Genomic DNA, 15,475 nt, shown 5'->3' with positions numbered 1-15,475 from the left:
AGTAAAAACGTTAAAAAGGATTGTTGCGGAAGTGACAGTCCTTTTTTAATTTTAAAATCACAATTTTACTTGACCTGAATGTTATTGGTAAATTGTTCCTATCTGCTTCATTTGATCTTTCGAAACATAAATAAACTCAGTGTAAACTTCGTCCAAAACTACTATCGACATCTCTTCATTTCCATTGGCAGCATCATGTAGTTGGTTCATGAAAATGTGCAAATTTGACAAATTCCAATACTCTTCATAATAATAATCGACAAATTCTAATTGATAAATTGTATCGTTCAAAAAAGCCTGCACAAGTATTATAGGATCAGTGTCCTCAGCATTAAAAGTGGTTGTCGCGTGAATATCTATCCCGTCTAATGCCCCATCACTAATCGCTTTAAATTTCTCAATTAAATCATTATAATCATCAAAAGCGTAATCACTGCTATTAAAATAACGATTGGAAATATTGAATAAATTTTGAGAAGAATAAATATACCCATCTTCAAAATATGTCATCGCTCTATCACCTTCGGCTTCAGTGAAAAAGTCAATGCTTTTTAGCAAATTTATATGTTCCGCATATTGATCTTGCCAGCCGTTTACACCATTCAATAAATATTCTTGAAGCCACCCATCATTAACAAAATCATTAATATATTTTTCAGCATTTAAACTGTCCATCTCTTTTAAAATAATTGGCAATTCGCTTAATATATCCTCACAGCTAAAACAATACGCATCTCCAAAATACAATAGTTCAAAATTTTCTAACATTGTTCTTATTAACCTAGTGTCAAATTCAACTGAATATAAAGTTGGCGCCTGTAACATTGCCGCATAAAAAGTGCTTGGTTCTTTAAAGCCTAATAAAATTTCTTTCCTACTCAGCAACATACCAAATTTTAGCAAATATTCTTCGGCTAAATCACCCACCGTATAATCGTCATAAAACACATTGGCTATATCTTTAAATCGCTCGTCACCATAATTAAAAATAAAAGTCAATAAATCTTTTGGTGGATTGCCGTATTCGTAATCCATGTCCATGGTCTCATAATCGTTTGCAGGAATAACATTTTCTGTATAGATTAATTCGCATATTTCAAATACTTCATTTTCTATTTCTTTATTCCCATTCGCTATATATGTTGGAAAGCTTTCTATTACACGTCCGACATAAGAATTACTGTAAATACCATCATGAATTTCATGTTTAAAGAATAAAAGCGGATCAATTGTATTTGGTGCATTCGCTAAATAAAAAATCAAATCTCCATTAAACATGGATTGATCGCTAATAAGATGTTTATACATCGCATCAAACCCCTCTTGAATTTCTAATTTCCCCAATAATTCAATGACTAATTTTTCCTCGTCTTCATTTTCCGACCATAAATTGTTTACTATTGCCGATCTTAAATTCTTCTCTTTAATTGTATATGGATAACCATCATAAGCTGGCATCAAATTTCTATACATCATTTCTTTAATGTCAGAAAATGGTTCGGATAATTGAGCGATTAACGTATTAATTACACGTAAATCTCCTTTTTTATAACGCTCTGCTGCGCTTAAATTGACGTTTCTATTGTGAAGAAACTCCTTTTTATTTGCCAATAATTTTTTGTGGATTTTTTCAACCGCTTGGGGCCGAGAAATAATTTTTATTTCGTACTCTTCTTCAGTCTCATCAATAGAATCCATCAATTCTGTATCCGAAAAAATAATGCTGTCTTCAAGTTCAATTTCCGTATCTGCGCAACTTATTAGCACGGCTAAAACGCAAATAAAAATACTCATGTGGATCTTTGGTTTTTTAATCGAATTCATGTTAGGGTTTCCAAAAATTTAATGCGAATAAATTTAATCTTAATTTATTAAAAACATGTGATTTAAGCCAGATTTTGCGATTTAAAGGATATTTGTGATATTTTTTACCACAGATTACTCAGATTACCACAGATTTTGCGATTTGAAGGCTGTTGTTGTGTTGAGTTCTAAAGGATTTTTGCAGATTATTTTCGATGTGTATTATTCAGAGGACATATGACCCCTACCCTTCGACTGATGCTCAGGGCGACGCAGGGGTCAATAAAGGATCCAGTACTCACGATTTTTGACGTGGTCTATTCCTCCTTCTCAGAGAAGTTCAAGATGCACGTTTGTCTGAAATTACAAGCGGGCCTTTGTGGCCTTAGTGAAAACCTTGGCGAACTTTGTGGTTAAACTATTTTTATGCCTTCCTATTTACTAACAACTATTCACTCTTGTGAACGCCAGTGAGCAACCTACTCCTTCACAAACTTCTCACTCCCCAACATCTCTCCACTTTCACTCACAACATTCAACACATAAACCCCAGTTTCAAAATGTGAAATATCAACCTCACAGGTGATATCGTTGCTATGGAGTTGCCATTCGTGCACTTGTTGACCATGAATGGAGTGAATAGTAATGGTAACAGGTTCAAAATTATCTTGGTGGTGGTAATAAAACAAAGTGTTTTTTGCTGGGTTGGGGTAAATTTTGCTTTGCACTGTTTTAACTGGATTATCTATCCCCAAATCATCATCTTCACAACCTGGTACTAAACAACCATATTCGTCTGTTTTTACAAGCCATGCTTTTTGACCGGGTAGGTCGGTAATTTCGAGTCGATCAAAAGCCTGACCCACCATTACAAAACCGCCGTCTGGGGTTTGTTCAACGTCGTATAAGTAATGTTCATTACCCGATTCCGCCAGTGGAACTTTCATGTATTTACGGTGCCATAATAATTCCCCGTCAATATTAAACTTTACTAAACAGCCCATAATACCTGTCTCTGTATGGACATATCCAGTTACCACAAATTCCCTTTCATTTAAAGGCAATATTTTTGTGAAATTCTTGGCAAACCCAGAAGTATAATAATCACCATAAGGTATCTCCCATGCCACCGAATAATCTTCATTAAGTTTAACTACACGAGATTTATATAATATCCCATCGTATTCTGGATAATACAATCCTATTCTGCCCCCATATAAAAAGCCACCGTCCGCAGTTCGGGTTAAGCTATTACAATCGTAACTTAAATCATCTTCATAATAGGTATGTTCTTCTAGTAATTCCCCCAGTGTATCAATTTTCATTAAACGGGTATGGTGCCGGACCTCTGAAGTTTCATGTGCGTCTTTGCGGTAAGCGCAACCTATCATTAATTCGGTGTCGTTCAATTGAACCATGCTGGCAGATCTTAGCGTATTATAAGTTGCAATACTGTCACCATAAAAGGTTTTTTTGTACATCAAGTTACCGTGTTTGTCTAACCTGAAAAAGGTGATACCTCCTAATGAACTACCCAAATTAAACACATGAACGATTCCGAAATAGGTACTGTCTGCACTTTGTATTAGCGTAGAAGGGTTTTTACCGTCGTTAGAATCTTCAATATAAAATGAATTATTATAATTCATAGTGAGTATTTCACCAGTAGGAGAAATTTTCACAAACGTAAAGCCAACTTTGTTGTCGGCATTATATCCATAAATATAACAGGCTAAATTTCCATCTAACGTTTTAATAAGGTTATTCCCTAACCATAAATCCATCCCTAAAGTATCAGCATCTACAATAGTTAAGGTATTAATACTTCCGTCAAAATTATATTTGATAAAATTTCCTTTTCTATCATAAAAGCCTGGTAAAGATCCATGCCCCCCTCCTACAAAATAACAAGAATCAGTACTCACCACACTTCCAAACATTGAATTACTCGCCCTATCAATTTCGTACCGCTCATTGATAGTTGGTTGCGCAAAAACAACAGTCATTAGCATGAATGAAAATAATAAAAGGATATAGTGTCGGGGTTTTAACATGGGTGTTGCTTACTAAATTACAATAATTAAGTGAGTTGAAAAAAGATTGTGTACTGATTATTACTTACTAAGGAATAAGAACTCAAGACAAGCGACGAATTCACTACGACTCGTATCCGCGTTAGTGATTGCAGCGGATATCCTTTTTTCTACGTCAAGTGGAAAAAAGATTAGAGCGAAAAGCACGACCATCCCCAACACTTTGGGGAGGGTAACGCCCAAATTAACCGGCGAAATATAATATAGCGACCGTGATTTTGCTTTCATTTTCTTGTAAGCACTCAGCATAAATAATGGAGGACGTCTCAAATTGTTCAAATCGTATAAACTGAATATAAACAATTGATTATGTTTCGTTTAAAACGAATGTTTGTAATTCGTTCAATTAAATTAAGGTTAAGCGAACGTTAAATCAGACCTATACGACGGAACTTTTACTCATTGAATTTGTATTGTTTTTTGCGAATAAAATAAAATCTTTGCAATCGCTCCACGAACCTGTTGTTAGGTATTCAGAATTGAGTTGTTCTAAAATAAAATCTTTGTATTTATGGAGGGCTAAATATTCTATTGTTCGACCATCAAAATAGGCCAAATCAATGCCTTTATAACCTGCAACATGCGTTGCCTTACCAGCCAACTCAGCGTCCATTACTTTTCCTTTTCGCAAGTGGAACATGAACTCAATAATCTCTGCTCTTTTGCCATAAGGGCCCGCAGCTGCAGCTTTATCAAACATGTTTTTAATTTTTCTCCTTTTGGCGCGAAGTGCTGCGTGAACATCTCTAGGATCTGCTGCAAAAAAATTGTCCATTACACCGTAAAACCGATTGTCCATATAATCTGTCGTACAATAGGATAAGGATTGATTGGGGAAAAAACCTAATTTGCGTAGTTCGTATGCTCCCTCTATCTGAGATCTGTCTTTTGATTTTTTAGCGAGTTTAATTTTGTTCTGCAAGGCATAATATACCCAAGTTCTACTCGCAGGATACGAACGCGGATTGCGCACTGGTAAATTCAACTGATTGGCAATATCAATTAATGCGCGTGTATAGGGCGGGTAAAACCATAAAGCATCGTGGTGATTCGAAATATGGGTGATGAATGGTGCAATTTTAGGGTTTCCCAATAAAACATTTGCTTGCGCCAAAAGCTCTCCTTTCACCGCTTCATAACTTGCCTTGCTATTCAAAGTTTGAAAGGAAACAAATTCGTTTATATTGGAACCTGTTTCTAATATTGGTTTTAAATCGCTGTGATTTGTTAAAGCATTGCCCGAAGTGATTGTAAAATGTATCCCCAATTCGAGGTGGGGAATATTTGCTGCTGCATCGATTAATTTTAGGGTATTGTAAACACTTTTCTCTCCTTTGGGACCGAAGTTTGGCAATACCTCAACCGAATTGATAATCCCCTTTTGAACGAGGTCAATAATGCCTTCGTTGATAGAGTTTTCTACTCCGAAATCGTCAGCGGTGAATATTATTTTTGTTTTGAAGGACATGCCTTTAAAATTAGGGATAATTCTTGGAAATTGAAATTCAGCAGACTGAATTATAGGAGTTTGACAGGGGTTATAACGCCCCTTCAGGGCTTTTTAAGAAACATAGGATTAACATCCTATGTTGACTTATATCATCCCTTCGGGATTATTTGAGGGGTGCGGTAGAAGTGTAGGATTTGCATCCTATGTTGACTTATGACATCCCTTCGGGATTATTTGTGGGGTGCGGTAGAAACATAGGATTTGCATCCTATGTTGACTTATGACATCCCTTCGGGATTATTTGTGGGGTGCGGTAGAAGTGTAGGATTTGCATGCTATGTTTACCTATGGCATCTCACCGACTGCTGCTCAGCGCGGAGTATGGGTGTAATTCTAATGAATGAATGCAGTAGGGAAAATAGTGCTATATTTCACAAAGAAGTGATTGCAAGCACGCATGTCAATTTTACCGGACTAACGACTCAGTACTATAAACTCAATACTAATAGGCCAAGCCTAATAAACCACCTCAACCACTTCACTCATTTTAGTACTTTTACCGCTTTGTAAAACCATATTGATTTTATAACGATAAATATTGTTCATGGACAAATGCTGATCGGTGTATGCGCTAGTGTTTTCGTGGATTGACTCCACTAATCTGAAAGGTTGTTCATTTTTACTGCGATAGATTTGAATGGCATAAATATCCGAAACTTGATGATTCCATGTCAATAAAATGGTTTTTGCTGTACGGTCAACTTCGGCTTTTAATTGATTGGGGGCTGCTCGAAAACCAACCTCATAAACTAAGTTTAATGGCTTTGAAAATGACCGATTTTCTTGTTCGTCTTCGGCGAATAAAGTATAGGAATATTTCATGCCAATTTCGCAAGTTGTGTCAACGAAATTAATTTGATCTGCAACAATTTCAATCACCTCTTCTTTTACTTTTGACTGTTTAAGGATTCCCGTTTTTATCACGTCATCACTTTTAGAATTCGCCCAAGTTAAAGCAATACCACCATTTTCAACTTTATAGGATTTAAAAGCAGGTGGAACGGGTGGAATGGTGTCTGGCTTCAGTAATTTAATGGGTGGTGTCAATGTTGAATTATTATAATTTAAATCGACTGTTCGGATGCGATAATAAACCTCCGAACTGAGGTTGTCTAAATACAAGGTGTCCCGATAAATAAGGTCTGTTTTTAATGCTGTCGTGATTTCAACAAATTCTTCCCGCAAAGTATTCGTGCGGTAAATTCTATATCCTTGTATGTCTTGATCAGCCGGAGGTGTCCAAGTTAAGGTTGCGACGCCTAATGAATCTATTTCACCATTAAAATCGGTCGGTTCCGCCGGAGGTTCTTGGTCTAGCGTAAAATAATAGGTAGGGTACGAATACATGGTATCACTGTCTTCAGACAATGCCGCAAGTTTAAAAAAGTGCCGATCACCGGTTGGAATCTCAGCTTTGAATTGAATCATACATGAATCGTTATTCGACTCAAATTTATCTACAAATTCGTATAAAGAATCGTGGTAAGCTGAGCGGTATAAAATAAATGCGGCTGCTTTTTCTCCTTCGTGATTGGGGATGTATGTTCCATATATTTCACGGACGAGATCGACTCTTTTTATCGTGTCAATTTATATATATATATGTCAAATGCACTGATTTACTTTACATTAAAACAATACGGTTTAAAATAAAATATTATATTGCAGCTCAAATCTAACGATATGAAACTTACAATACTCATGATAACCGTGACGATGTGCTATTGCCAATCGGCAATTAGCCAAGCACCGTTTACAATACCAGTCAAAGATCCTATTAAATTAAAAACTAAAATACATGAAGATGGTAGAGAATACTATGAAGCTGTGGATAAAGCAACTGATGTAAATGAAGACATACATAAAGGAAAAGTCGTTTCCTTTTTTAATAACAATGCGCTTTCATATTCTCTGCTAAATATAGGGGAAAATAGGTTGTCTGTAAGTTCTCAAGTAATACATTACAAGTTATTTTTTGGCAATCCAACAAAAGAATCATTTGAGCTACGTCATAGTCAGACAAAAGAAGCATATAATGATAGAATTCAGAAATATAGAATTAACTTACCTATCCTAGTAATTTCAAAGCTTTCAACCAATTATGATTCAAGTAATTCAGCAAGCGCGTTAGATCTTGTTGATTATGAAGCAGCGCCAATCACAATAAGAACAATGCCCTCATTCGCAATACCATTAAATAAAGATAAAACAGATAAATTATTTTGGGGTTTCTACATAGATATGAGAGCTTTAAATATACGAAATGGCTTTGGAAATAATACTTTGGAAATAGTAGGAGGAAGTGGAATCGGAATAACTTATACTGGTGCGGCTGAAGTAATGGGGTATAATGACAATGGAAATTTTAATGAAGGTACTTTTTCTATCTCGCTCATATTACAAGCGGCAACAGGTGAAAAACACATTATGCAACAACTATACAAAACTAACGATCAATATGTTATGTCTTTTCAAGGTTATCTAATAATAAATTCTTTAGTTAATAGAAGTTTAAATTTAAAAATAGGTTATCAACAGTTATTTAATGAAACTGTAAATGGATTGAAAACAACTTTTTCTATTGCTTTTGGTGTATAGTTTAAAAGAATATTGCATAGCTAAATATAATAACCTATTTATTCTTCCATCTTTCATGCCACTTATGTCTCTCATATCCCCAACTTTGAGGTCTTGTAAGACAATAAATCATAACTAATTCGATGTATTTCATAACCTATTGTTAAAATTAGATCTTTACCCATGCCTATTATTTGTAAACACTTTAAATAATTAGTGTGATCTATAAGAAAAACAAACATTTCATTTATAACGTCATCCTCAGCAAGTTACATATAATGCATGTAATAGAAAATAAAAAGGTAAACAAATTACATGTTATATTTTGAATTGCCAATAAATTTTTGATACATATTAAATGTGTTTGCTGAATAATTACTCATAAATTAGGCACTCTATTTAAAATTGCGTCAAATAAAAAACGATTTATTAGTAAATGTAATTAAATAAATAGGAGAACACAAAGCTTAAAAAAAGAGTTACAATATGGTGAATGGTTATGTACAGAACAGACAACAACCAAGACTTGAAATTCTATTTGAGATTGCGAAAATCCTTGATGTTGAAGTAAAAGACTTAATACAAGAAGAAAATAAATAAATGGAAAATATAAACCAGTTCGCAGATTTTATCTGGGCGATAAAAGAGTTAATCAGAGACGAATATGCAGAAAAAGACTATGAGGAAGTTATACTTCCTTTTACACTTTTAAGACGTTTGGATTGCGTTCTTGAAGCAAATCAAGAAGCGGTTGACAAAGCATTTGAAAAGCATAGCAAGCTTCCACCTGACACAAGAGACAAACTTTTAAAAAATGCTTCAAAGCAACAATTCTATAATACGTCTGGATTTACGTTATCTAAACTGGTAAAATCTCCTTCTGATATTGGAGAAAACTTTGACGCTTACTTAAAGGGATTCAGCACAAACATTAAAGACATCCTTTACAACTTTTCAGGTGGCGAAGAAAAAGGACTTTCCCCTATTTATGAAACACTCCTAAGAAAAGAACTACTCTACATTGTCACTTTGGAATTTACCAAAATTGACCTACATACGAATGTGGTTGACAACCACACAATGGGTACTGTTTTCGAAATTCTAATTCGAAAAGCAAAGGAAACCACAAATGAAAAAGCTGGACAGTACTATACGCCAAGAGAAGTTGTCCAACTCATGGTAAATCTTGTTTTCGCAGGAGAAGAAAAAAAATTGAATGAAAAGGGTGCTGGAATCATGATTTATGACCCTTGTTGTGGAACTGGAGGAATGCTCACAGAAGCTAAAGAACATCTTGTAAATACAATTAATAAGGATTTAGATGTCTTTCTGTTTGGTCAAGAAATAAACGAACAGACTTATGCGATTGCCAAATCTGATGTTTTAATGAAAGGTGAAGCAGCCGACAACATTAAACATGGTAACACTATTACAAAAGATAAATTGATTGGAAAACAATTTAACTACATGCTTACCAATCCACCTTTTGGAGATGACTGGAAAAACATGCGTGAGTATGTAGAAGAAGAAGCGGAATTGGGTGCTTCTGGTCGATTTCAAGCAGGCTTACCTGATGTAAGTGATGGCTCGTTGTTGTTCTTACAGCACATGATTGACAAAATGAATCCAAAAGGTTCAAAGATTGGGATTGTCTTTAACGGTTCTCCACTTTTCAACGGTGATGCAGGCGGTGGCTGGAGTAACATTAGAGGTTGGATTTTGGAAGAAGATTTACTTGACACCATTGTAGCTTTGCCTAAAGATTTATTTTTTGGAACACCAATTAGTACTTACATCTGGGTATTGAACAACAATAAACCAGAAGAAAGAAAAAACAGAGTTCAGCTAATCAACGGTGTTCATAACAACTTTACTGAAAAGCTCAGACGCAGCATTGGTAAAAAGCAATACAAAATATCTGACCAGGGAATTGCTGACTTAACACAAATGTATATCAAGTTTGATGATGCTACAATCCCAGTAAGACAGGATGATGAAAAAAACAAAGATACAGAAGTTGTTAAGATTTTTGATTACGAAGATTTCAAATACCGCAAAGTAATTGTAGAACGCCCTTTGAGATTAGCTTTTGAAGCCAATGAAGTAAGCATCAAAAGACTAAAAGAACATAGGAAATTTATTGAGCTAGCAACCAGTAAAAAGAAGAAGCCAGAAGATGCTAGAAAAGACATTGAAAAAGGAATCTCGAAACAAAAAGAATTTATTTCAGCTCTTGCAAACTTAAAAGATGATGGTCGAATTATGGACGACCATTTGTTTTTCACAAAACTGAATAGAGGACTTTCTTCCAAACTCAACAAAGGGCAAATCAAACTTTTTAGAGATACGATTGGTGAGAAAGACGAAGAAGCCAATGAAGTTTTTGATAACCCATTGGAAGAAAACGACCAAACAGGACCCGTAAACACTTGGGAAGTGAAACCACTATACGACACTGACTTACGAGATTCCGAAAACATCCCTTGGAAACAAGATGTGGACGATTACTTTGCGACCGAAGTACTGCCTTTTGCTCCTGATGCTTGGATGGACAGAGAGAAAGACAAAATTGGTTATGAAATACCTTTTACCAAGTATTTCTATGAATACAAACCCTTGCGGGATTTGGATAAAATAATGTCAGATATCAATGCTCTGGAAGAAGAAACCGAAGATTTATTGGAAGAAATTAAAGAGGATTGATGAAAGCACATAAAGAATATAGAGTCGTTGATATACCGGGATTGTACACAATACCTAAATCTTGGATTGATGGTAAGTTTAAATATAATGTTTACTACCAAGAAGGACCTGGTCTAAGGCATTGGCAATTTATGGACAGAGGTGTTAAGGTGATATGTGTTACAAACATAACAGAGAACGGCATTGACTTTTCATCTTATACCAAATACATTTCGAAAGAAGAATATGAAAGCAGTTACAAGCATTTTACGGTAAAAAAGGGAAATTTATTAATCGCCAGTTCAGGTGCAAGTTGGGGCAAAATATCAGAATACGATTCAGACGAAATTGTTATTCTAAATACCAGTACAATAAGACTTGAAACATCAAAAAGGATATTAAATTCTTTTCTTAAATACTTGCTTGAAAGTCAATATATACAAGACCAACTTTCAATTTTAATAACTGGTTCATGTCAACCAAATTTTGGACCGACCCATCTTTCAAAATTGGACATTTGTTTGCCGAGCGATATTGATGAACAACGCCAAATAGCAGCCTATCTTGATTACAAAACAACCCAAATAAACCGCTTTATTAACAACCGAAAGAAGCAAACTGAGTTGTTGGAAGAGCGTAAAGCCAAAACCATTGAAAAAGCAATTCTAAGAGGAATAAACAAAGAAATAACCTTGAAGAATTCGGGGTTTGATTGGATTGGCCAGATACCAAATCATTGGGAAATATGGAAACTTAAATATTTAGCTCGAATCACAACAGGTAACAAAGATACTGTAGATAGAGAAGATGACGGAGAATATCCATTTTATGTTAGGTCTGATAATGTTGAGCGGATTTCAACCCATTCATTTGACGGTGAAGCAATTCTAACTGCTGGTGATGGTGTAGGAGTTGCAAAAGTTTTTCATTATGCGTATGGAAAATTTGACTTCCATCAGCGAGTTTATTGTATTTATAATTTCAGGAAAGTTTTGGGTAAGTATGCTTACTATTACATAAAAACTAATTTCATCAAAGAAGTGAAAAAGCAATCAGCTTCAACAACAGTGGATTCTCTACGGTTACCAATGTTGAATAATTTTCAAATCACTTTACCGCCAATTCACGAACAAAAACAAATTATTAAATACGTAGAGAAGGAGTTAAATGATTATGACGAACTTATCTCCAAATACCAGAATCAAATCGACTTGATGCAAGAGTATAAAACGGCTTTAATCAGCAAAGCGGTTACAGGCAAAATAGATGTACGAGAGTGGCAACCCAAACAAACAGTAAATGAAACAGTATGAGTGGAACAAAAGAAATACACTTTGAAGATACCGTATTTGAGTATTTAGCAGCAAGCCCATTGTATGAGGTTCGTATAACCAATCAATTCGATTTAGATAGTTTGGCAGATACTGAAGTTCTTACCAATTTCATTAAAACTACTCAACCAACTGAATGGAAAAAATTAGAAAAAAACTTCCCTGGTCAAGAAGTTGAAACGGTTTGCAAAGAATTTAATCGCTTAAAACTAAAAAGAGGTGTACTCACTTTATTCCGAGATGGTTTTGTATTGGCAGGAATCAAATTAAAGTTTGCTTACTTCAAACCTTCTACTGGTTTTAATGAAGCTCATAAAAAGAAATATGAAGCGAATCGTTTTAATGTTGTTCGTCAATTTCATTATTCTAAAGCTACTCCTGATAATTCAATAGATGTTGTCATTCTTTTAAACGGACTTCCATTTATTTCAATGGAACTTAAAAATGAATTCACAGGACAGAATGTAACCCATGCTCAAGAACAATATCGTAAACGCAGAGATGCCAGAGACCCATTTTTAAGGTCATGTTTAGTACATTTTGCTGTTGATAATAATACGGTATTCATGACAACCAAATTGGCAAATGGTGATACAAACTTTTTGCCTTTCAATCGTGATACTAAAAACCCAATCATTGAAAATAAGTTTGCTTCATCTTACTTATGGGAAGAAGTGTTACAAGCAGATAGCTTATTAGAGCTTTTGCAGAATTACATCCACTACGAGCAAGATGAAAAAACGGGAGAAGAAAAAACAATTTTCCCAAGATACCACCAAAGAGATGTTGTTAAGAGTTTACTTAAAGATGTTAAAAAAACAGGAACAGGTAAAAACTACTTAGTTCAACATAGTGCTGGTTCTGGCAAATCAAATTCAATAGCTTGGTTGGCTCATCAATTAGCAAACCTTTTTCAGGAAGGTAATGAAGACCCTGTTTACGACAGTGTAATTGTAATTACAGACCGTAAAGTTTTAGACAAACAATTACAAAAAACGATTAAGCAGTTCGAGAAGATTAAAGGAACTGTTCGGAAGATTGATAAAAACACCAAGCAATTAGTAAAAGCACTTAAAGATGGTGATAAAATTATCATTTCAACCTTGCAAAAATTTGGTTTTGTTGGCGAATTAGGAAAAATTTCAGGAAAGAAATTTGCCATTATTGTAGATGAAGCTCACAGTTCTCAATCTGGTGAAAACGTAAAGGATTTAAAAGTTGCTCTAACAAATGAAGAAGCGCTAAAAGCTATCATTCCGCAAGATGATGAGAACGAAGAGCCAAAAGACCCAGTTGCAGAAGAACTAGAAAAAATAATGGCAAGTAGACAGCAATTGCCACATCTTTCATTCTTTGCATTTACAGCAACACCAAAACCTAAGACATTAGAAATTTTTGGTATTCCAGATAAAAATGCCAAATCAGGTTATCGAGCGTTTCACCTTTATACAATGCGACAAGCTATTGATGAAGGCTTTATTCTTGACGTATTAATCAACTACACAACTAAGTCTACCTATTTTGAACTTATAGAAAACGAAAAGGCTGAAAACGATAAAGAATTTGAGAAATTAAAGGCTAAGCGTTTGTTGATAAATGAGGTCAATAAACATCCCTACGCTATTGACTATAAGTCAAGAATAATGCTTGACCATTTTATGGATAAATCATACCATAAAATAAATAAACGAGCCAAAGGAATGCTAGTAACCAGTTCGAGAGCACATGCAGTTTTGTACAAATTGGCTTTTGACAAAATCATTGAAGAAGACAAATTGCCAATTAAATCCTTGGTGGCGTTTTCAGGCACAGTTGAACTGGAAGATGAAAAGTACACAGAAGATGGAATGAATGGCCCAAAAGCCAAAGATATTCCAGATACATTTGAGAAACCGCTATTCAAAATACTCATTGTAGCGAACAAATATCAAACTGGTTTTGACCAACCCTTATTGCATACAATGTATGTTGATAAGAAACTTGGTGGTGTAGCTGCTGTTCAAACATTAAGCAGACTTAATAGAAAGCCTAAAGGAAAGCAAGACACATTCGTAATCGACTTTGCGAACACACAAGAAGAAATTCAAAACGCTTTCCAAGACTTTTACCAAGGTACTTCCCTCGACCAAGGAACAGACCCTCAAAAGTTATATAATCTGAAATATGAGATTGAAGTGATGGATGTATTCACTTCAGATAATGTTGAGTATTTCGGTGATATGTTCGTTATCAAAAAGGTGAAATCTGAAAAGTTATCTCCGTTTTTCCAAAAGATAGTTAATGAAAATTATGACAAACTAACAGATGAGGAGAAGGATAAATTCAGGAAGCAGATAAACAAATATGTTCGTCAGTATTCCTTCATTTCTCAAATCATCACTTTTGTTGATGCAGACTTGGAACGATTCTACCTTTTTGTAAAACTATTATACAAATATTTGCCTTACGAAAAAGAAACCCTTCCTCTTGAAGTTACCGAAATGGTTAACATGGACAAGTTCCGCATTCAGGAAGAAGAAAATGGCTCTATTCTTTTAAATCCAGAAGATGCCGTAATTGAAAATCCATCAGGAGACGGACACAAGGGAAAAACAGGTACACCAACTGAACAGCTTGAAATTATCATAAAAGAACTCAATGATAAGTTTTCAATTCATTTAGGTGAAGCAGACAAAGTTGTAAAAGGAATTAAGGACAAACTGCTTGCTGATGAAGGATTGAAAGCAAGTTTCAAAGCCAACAATATTGACGACATCAAAAGACTAAAACTTAAAGAAAGTATTGACGGTGCATTTATGGGCAATGTTGATGATTACTTAGGTTTTATGTCAAAGACAGAAGAAGACCCAGGATTTGGTAAGTTCTTCATGTCACATATGTTTCATTGGTTCAAAAATGTAATTGAAGAAGAAGGCAAAACAACTACAACGACTGGAATAGCTGCAAGCACAACTTTCTCTGGTCACTTATATTTAGACACAGACAATTTTAGAGAAGCAGAAAATGTTTTTTACACGTACAAAACCTTTGCGGAAAGTTTAGGATTTGAATTTCTAAATGATGGTGATTTCGAGAAAGGTTCTTGGCTTAAACGAAACATAATAATGCGTTTAAAGCGTGTTTTCCAAAGTGATGAAGCAAGAGAAGTATTCGAAAAAGGAAAGAAGGCATTAGAATTAGCACATTTAGATAAAGTACAGTCAGAAGTAAATAAGAATAACAGTGAAGCTGCCAAAGCACTTATGGACGCAGTACAAGATGTTCCAAATGCTGCAATGGCAATGGGTTCCTTAGTTGTAGTTAAAACAACGACAGATGGAGTGCCAAGCGTTATGATTCGCAATTTGACTATGGAGCAAGTAATTCAATTGGACAAAAATCCAGACTTGTTAAATAAACCACTTGAATTATTGAATAGAATAAATGGAAATAATTTATTGAATTGATCCGAAACTTTCAATCGTGCAGCATTTCATCCT

At 34.8% G+C, this 15,475-nt stretch carries 8 protein-coding genes and 1 pseudogene; 5 read left to right on the top strand and 4 right to left on the bottom strand.

The features are described from left to right. Positions 1-81: 81 nt before the first annotated feature. The 4 genes from T367_RS0104805 to T367_RS0104785 all read right to left on the bottom strand — a co-directional run bounded on the left by T367_RS0104805 (position 82) and on the right by T367_RS0104785 (position 6,834). Positions 82-1,794 carry a hypothetical protein gene (locus T367_RS0104805; RefSeq protein WP_157454127.1) on the bottom strand — a complete coding sequence of 571 codons (1,713 nt, stop codon included), beginning with the start codon at positions 1,792-1,794 and terminating at the stop codon, positions 82-84. A gap of 488 nt (positions 1,795-2,282) precedes the next feature. Continuing rightward, positions 2,283-3,857 carry a T9SS type A sorting domain-containing protein gene (locus tag T367_RS0104800; RefSeq protein ID WP_084274311.1) on the bottom strand — a complete coding sequence of 525 codons (1,575 nt, stop codon included), beginning with the start codon at positions 3,855-3,857 and terminating at the stop codon, positions 2,283-2,285. A gap of 418 nt (positions 3,858-4,275) precedes the next feature. Continuing rightward, entirely contained in the window at positions 4,276-5,364 is a 1,089-nt protein-coding gene (locus T367_RS0104790) for a ChbG/HpnK family deacetylase (RefSeq protein WP_027418824.1), read from the bottom strand. Positions 5,365-5,862: 498 nt separating this feature from the next. Continuing rightward, a complete protein-coding gene (locus T367_RS0104785; protein ID WP_027418823.1) occupies positions 5,863-6,834 on the bottom strand; it encodes a fibronectin type III domain-containing protein in 972 nt (323 codons plus the stop codon). A gap of 255 nt (positions 6,835-7,089) precedes the next feature. Here T367_RS0104785 and T367_RS0104780 point away from each other — a divergent pair, with 255 nt between their 5' ends. The 5 genes and pseudogenes from T367_RS0104780 to T367_RS21405 all read left to right on the top strand — a co-directional run bounded on the left by T367_RS0104780 (position 7,090) and on the right by T367_RS21405 (position 15,442). Next, positions 7,090-8,004, top strand: coding sequence for a hypothetical protein (locus T367_RS0104780; protein WP_157454126.1), 915 nt, complete (start codon positions 7,090-7,092; stop codon positions 8,002-8,004). 453 nt (positions 8,005-8,457) lie between these two features. After that, positions 8,458-8,583 (top strand): annotated as a pseudogene (locus tag T367_RS25275) (transcriptional regulator); the annotation flags it as partial. Continuing rightward, positions 8,584-10,686 (top strand): type I restriction-modification system subunit M, encoded by a 2,103-nt coding sequence (locus T367_RS0104770; RefSeq protein ID WP_027418821.1) that lies wholly within the window; start codon positions 8,584-8,586, stop codon positions 10,684-10,686. Continuing rightward, positions 10,686-11,978: a restriction endonuclease subunit S gene (locus T367_RS23655; protein WP_051568350.1), complete on the top strand. Its 1,293-nt coding sequence runs from the start codon at positions 10,686-10,688 to the stop codon at positions 11,976-11,978. Before T367_RS0104770 ends, T367_RS23655 begins: the two co-directional genes overlap by 1 nt. Beyond that, positions 11,975-15,442, top strand: a complete 3,468-nt coding sequence (locus tag T367_RS21405) for a type I restriction endonuclease subunit R (RefSeq protein ID WP_051568349.1) — start codon at positions 11,975-11,977, stop codon at positions 15,440-15,442. Before T367_RS23655 ends, T367_RS21405 begins: the two co-directional genes overlap by 4 nt. Positions 15,443-15,475 lie beyond the last annotated feature (33 nt).

It is taken from the genome of Crocinitomix catalasitica ATCC 23190, from assembly GCF_000621625.1.
GTDB lineage: Bacteria > Bacteroidota > Bacteroidia > Flavobacteriales_D > Crocinitomicaceae > Crocinitomix > Crocinitomix catalasitica.
The sequence above is the reverse complement of the archived record's forward strand: the minus strand, read 5'-3'. Positions and strand labels throughout refer to the sequence as shown.

Excerpts from the sequence above, each read along its gene's own strand:
- T367_RS0104805 (WP_157454127.1), bottom strand. The coding sequence starts at position 1,794 with ATGAGTATTTTTATTTGCGTTTTAGCCGTGCTAATAAGTTGCGCAGAT.
- T367_RS0104800 (WP_084274311.1), bottom strand. The coding sequence starts at position 3,857 with ATGTTAAAACCCCGACACTATATCCTTTTATTATTTTCATTCATGCTA.
- T367_RS0104780 (WP_157454126.1), top strand. The coding sequence starts at position 7,090 with ATGAAACTTACAATACTCATGATAACCGTGACGATGTGCTATTGCCAA.
- T367_RS23655 (WP_051568350.1), top strand. The coding sequence starts at position 10,686 with ATGAAAGCACATAAAGAATATAGAGTCGTTGATATACCGGGATTGTAC.
- T367_RS0104790 (WP_027418824.1), bottom strand. The coding sequence starts at position 5,364 with ATGTCCTTCAAAACAAAAATAATATTCACCGCTGACGATTTCGGAGTA.
- T367_RS0104785 (WP_027418823.1), bottom strand. The coding sequence starts at position 6,834 with ATGATTCAATTCAAAGCTGAGATTCCAACCGGTGATCGGCACTTTTTT.
- T367_RS0104770 (WP_027418821.1), top strand. The coding sequence starts at position 8,584 with ATGGAAAATATAAACCAGTTCGCAGATTTTATCTGGGCGATAAAAGAG.
- T367_RS21405 (WP_051568349.1), top strand. The coding sequence starts at position 11,975 with ATGAGTGGAACAAAAGAAATACACTTTGAAGATACCGTATTTGAGTAT.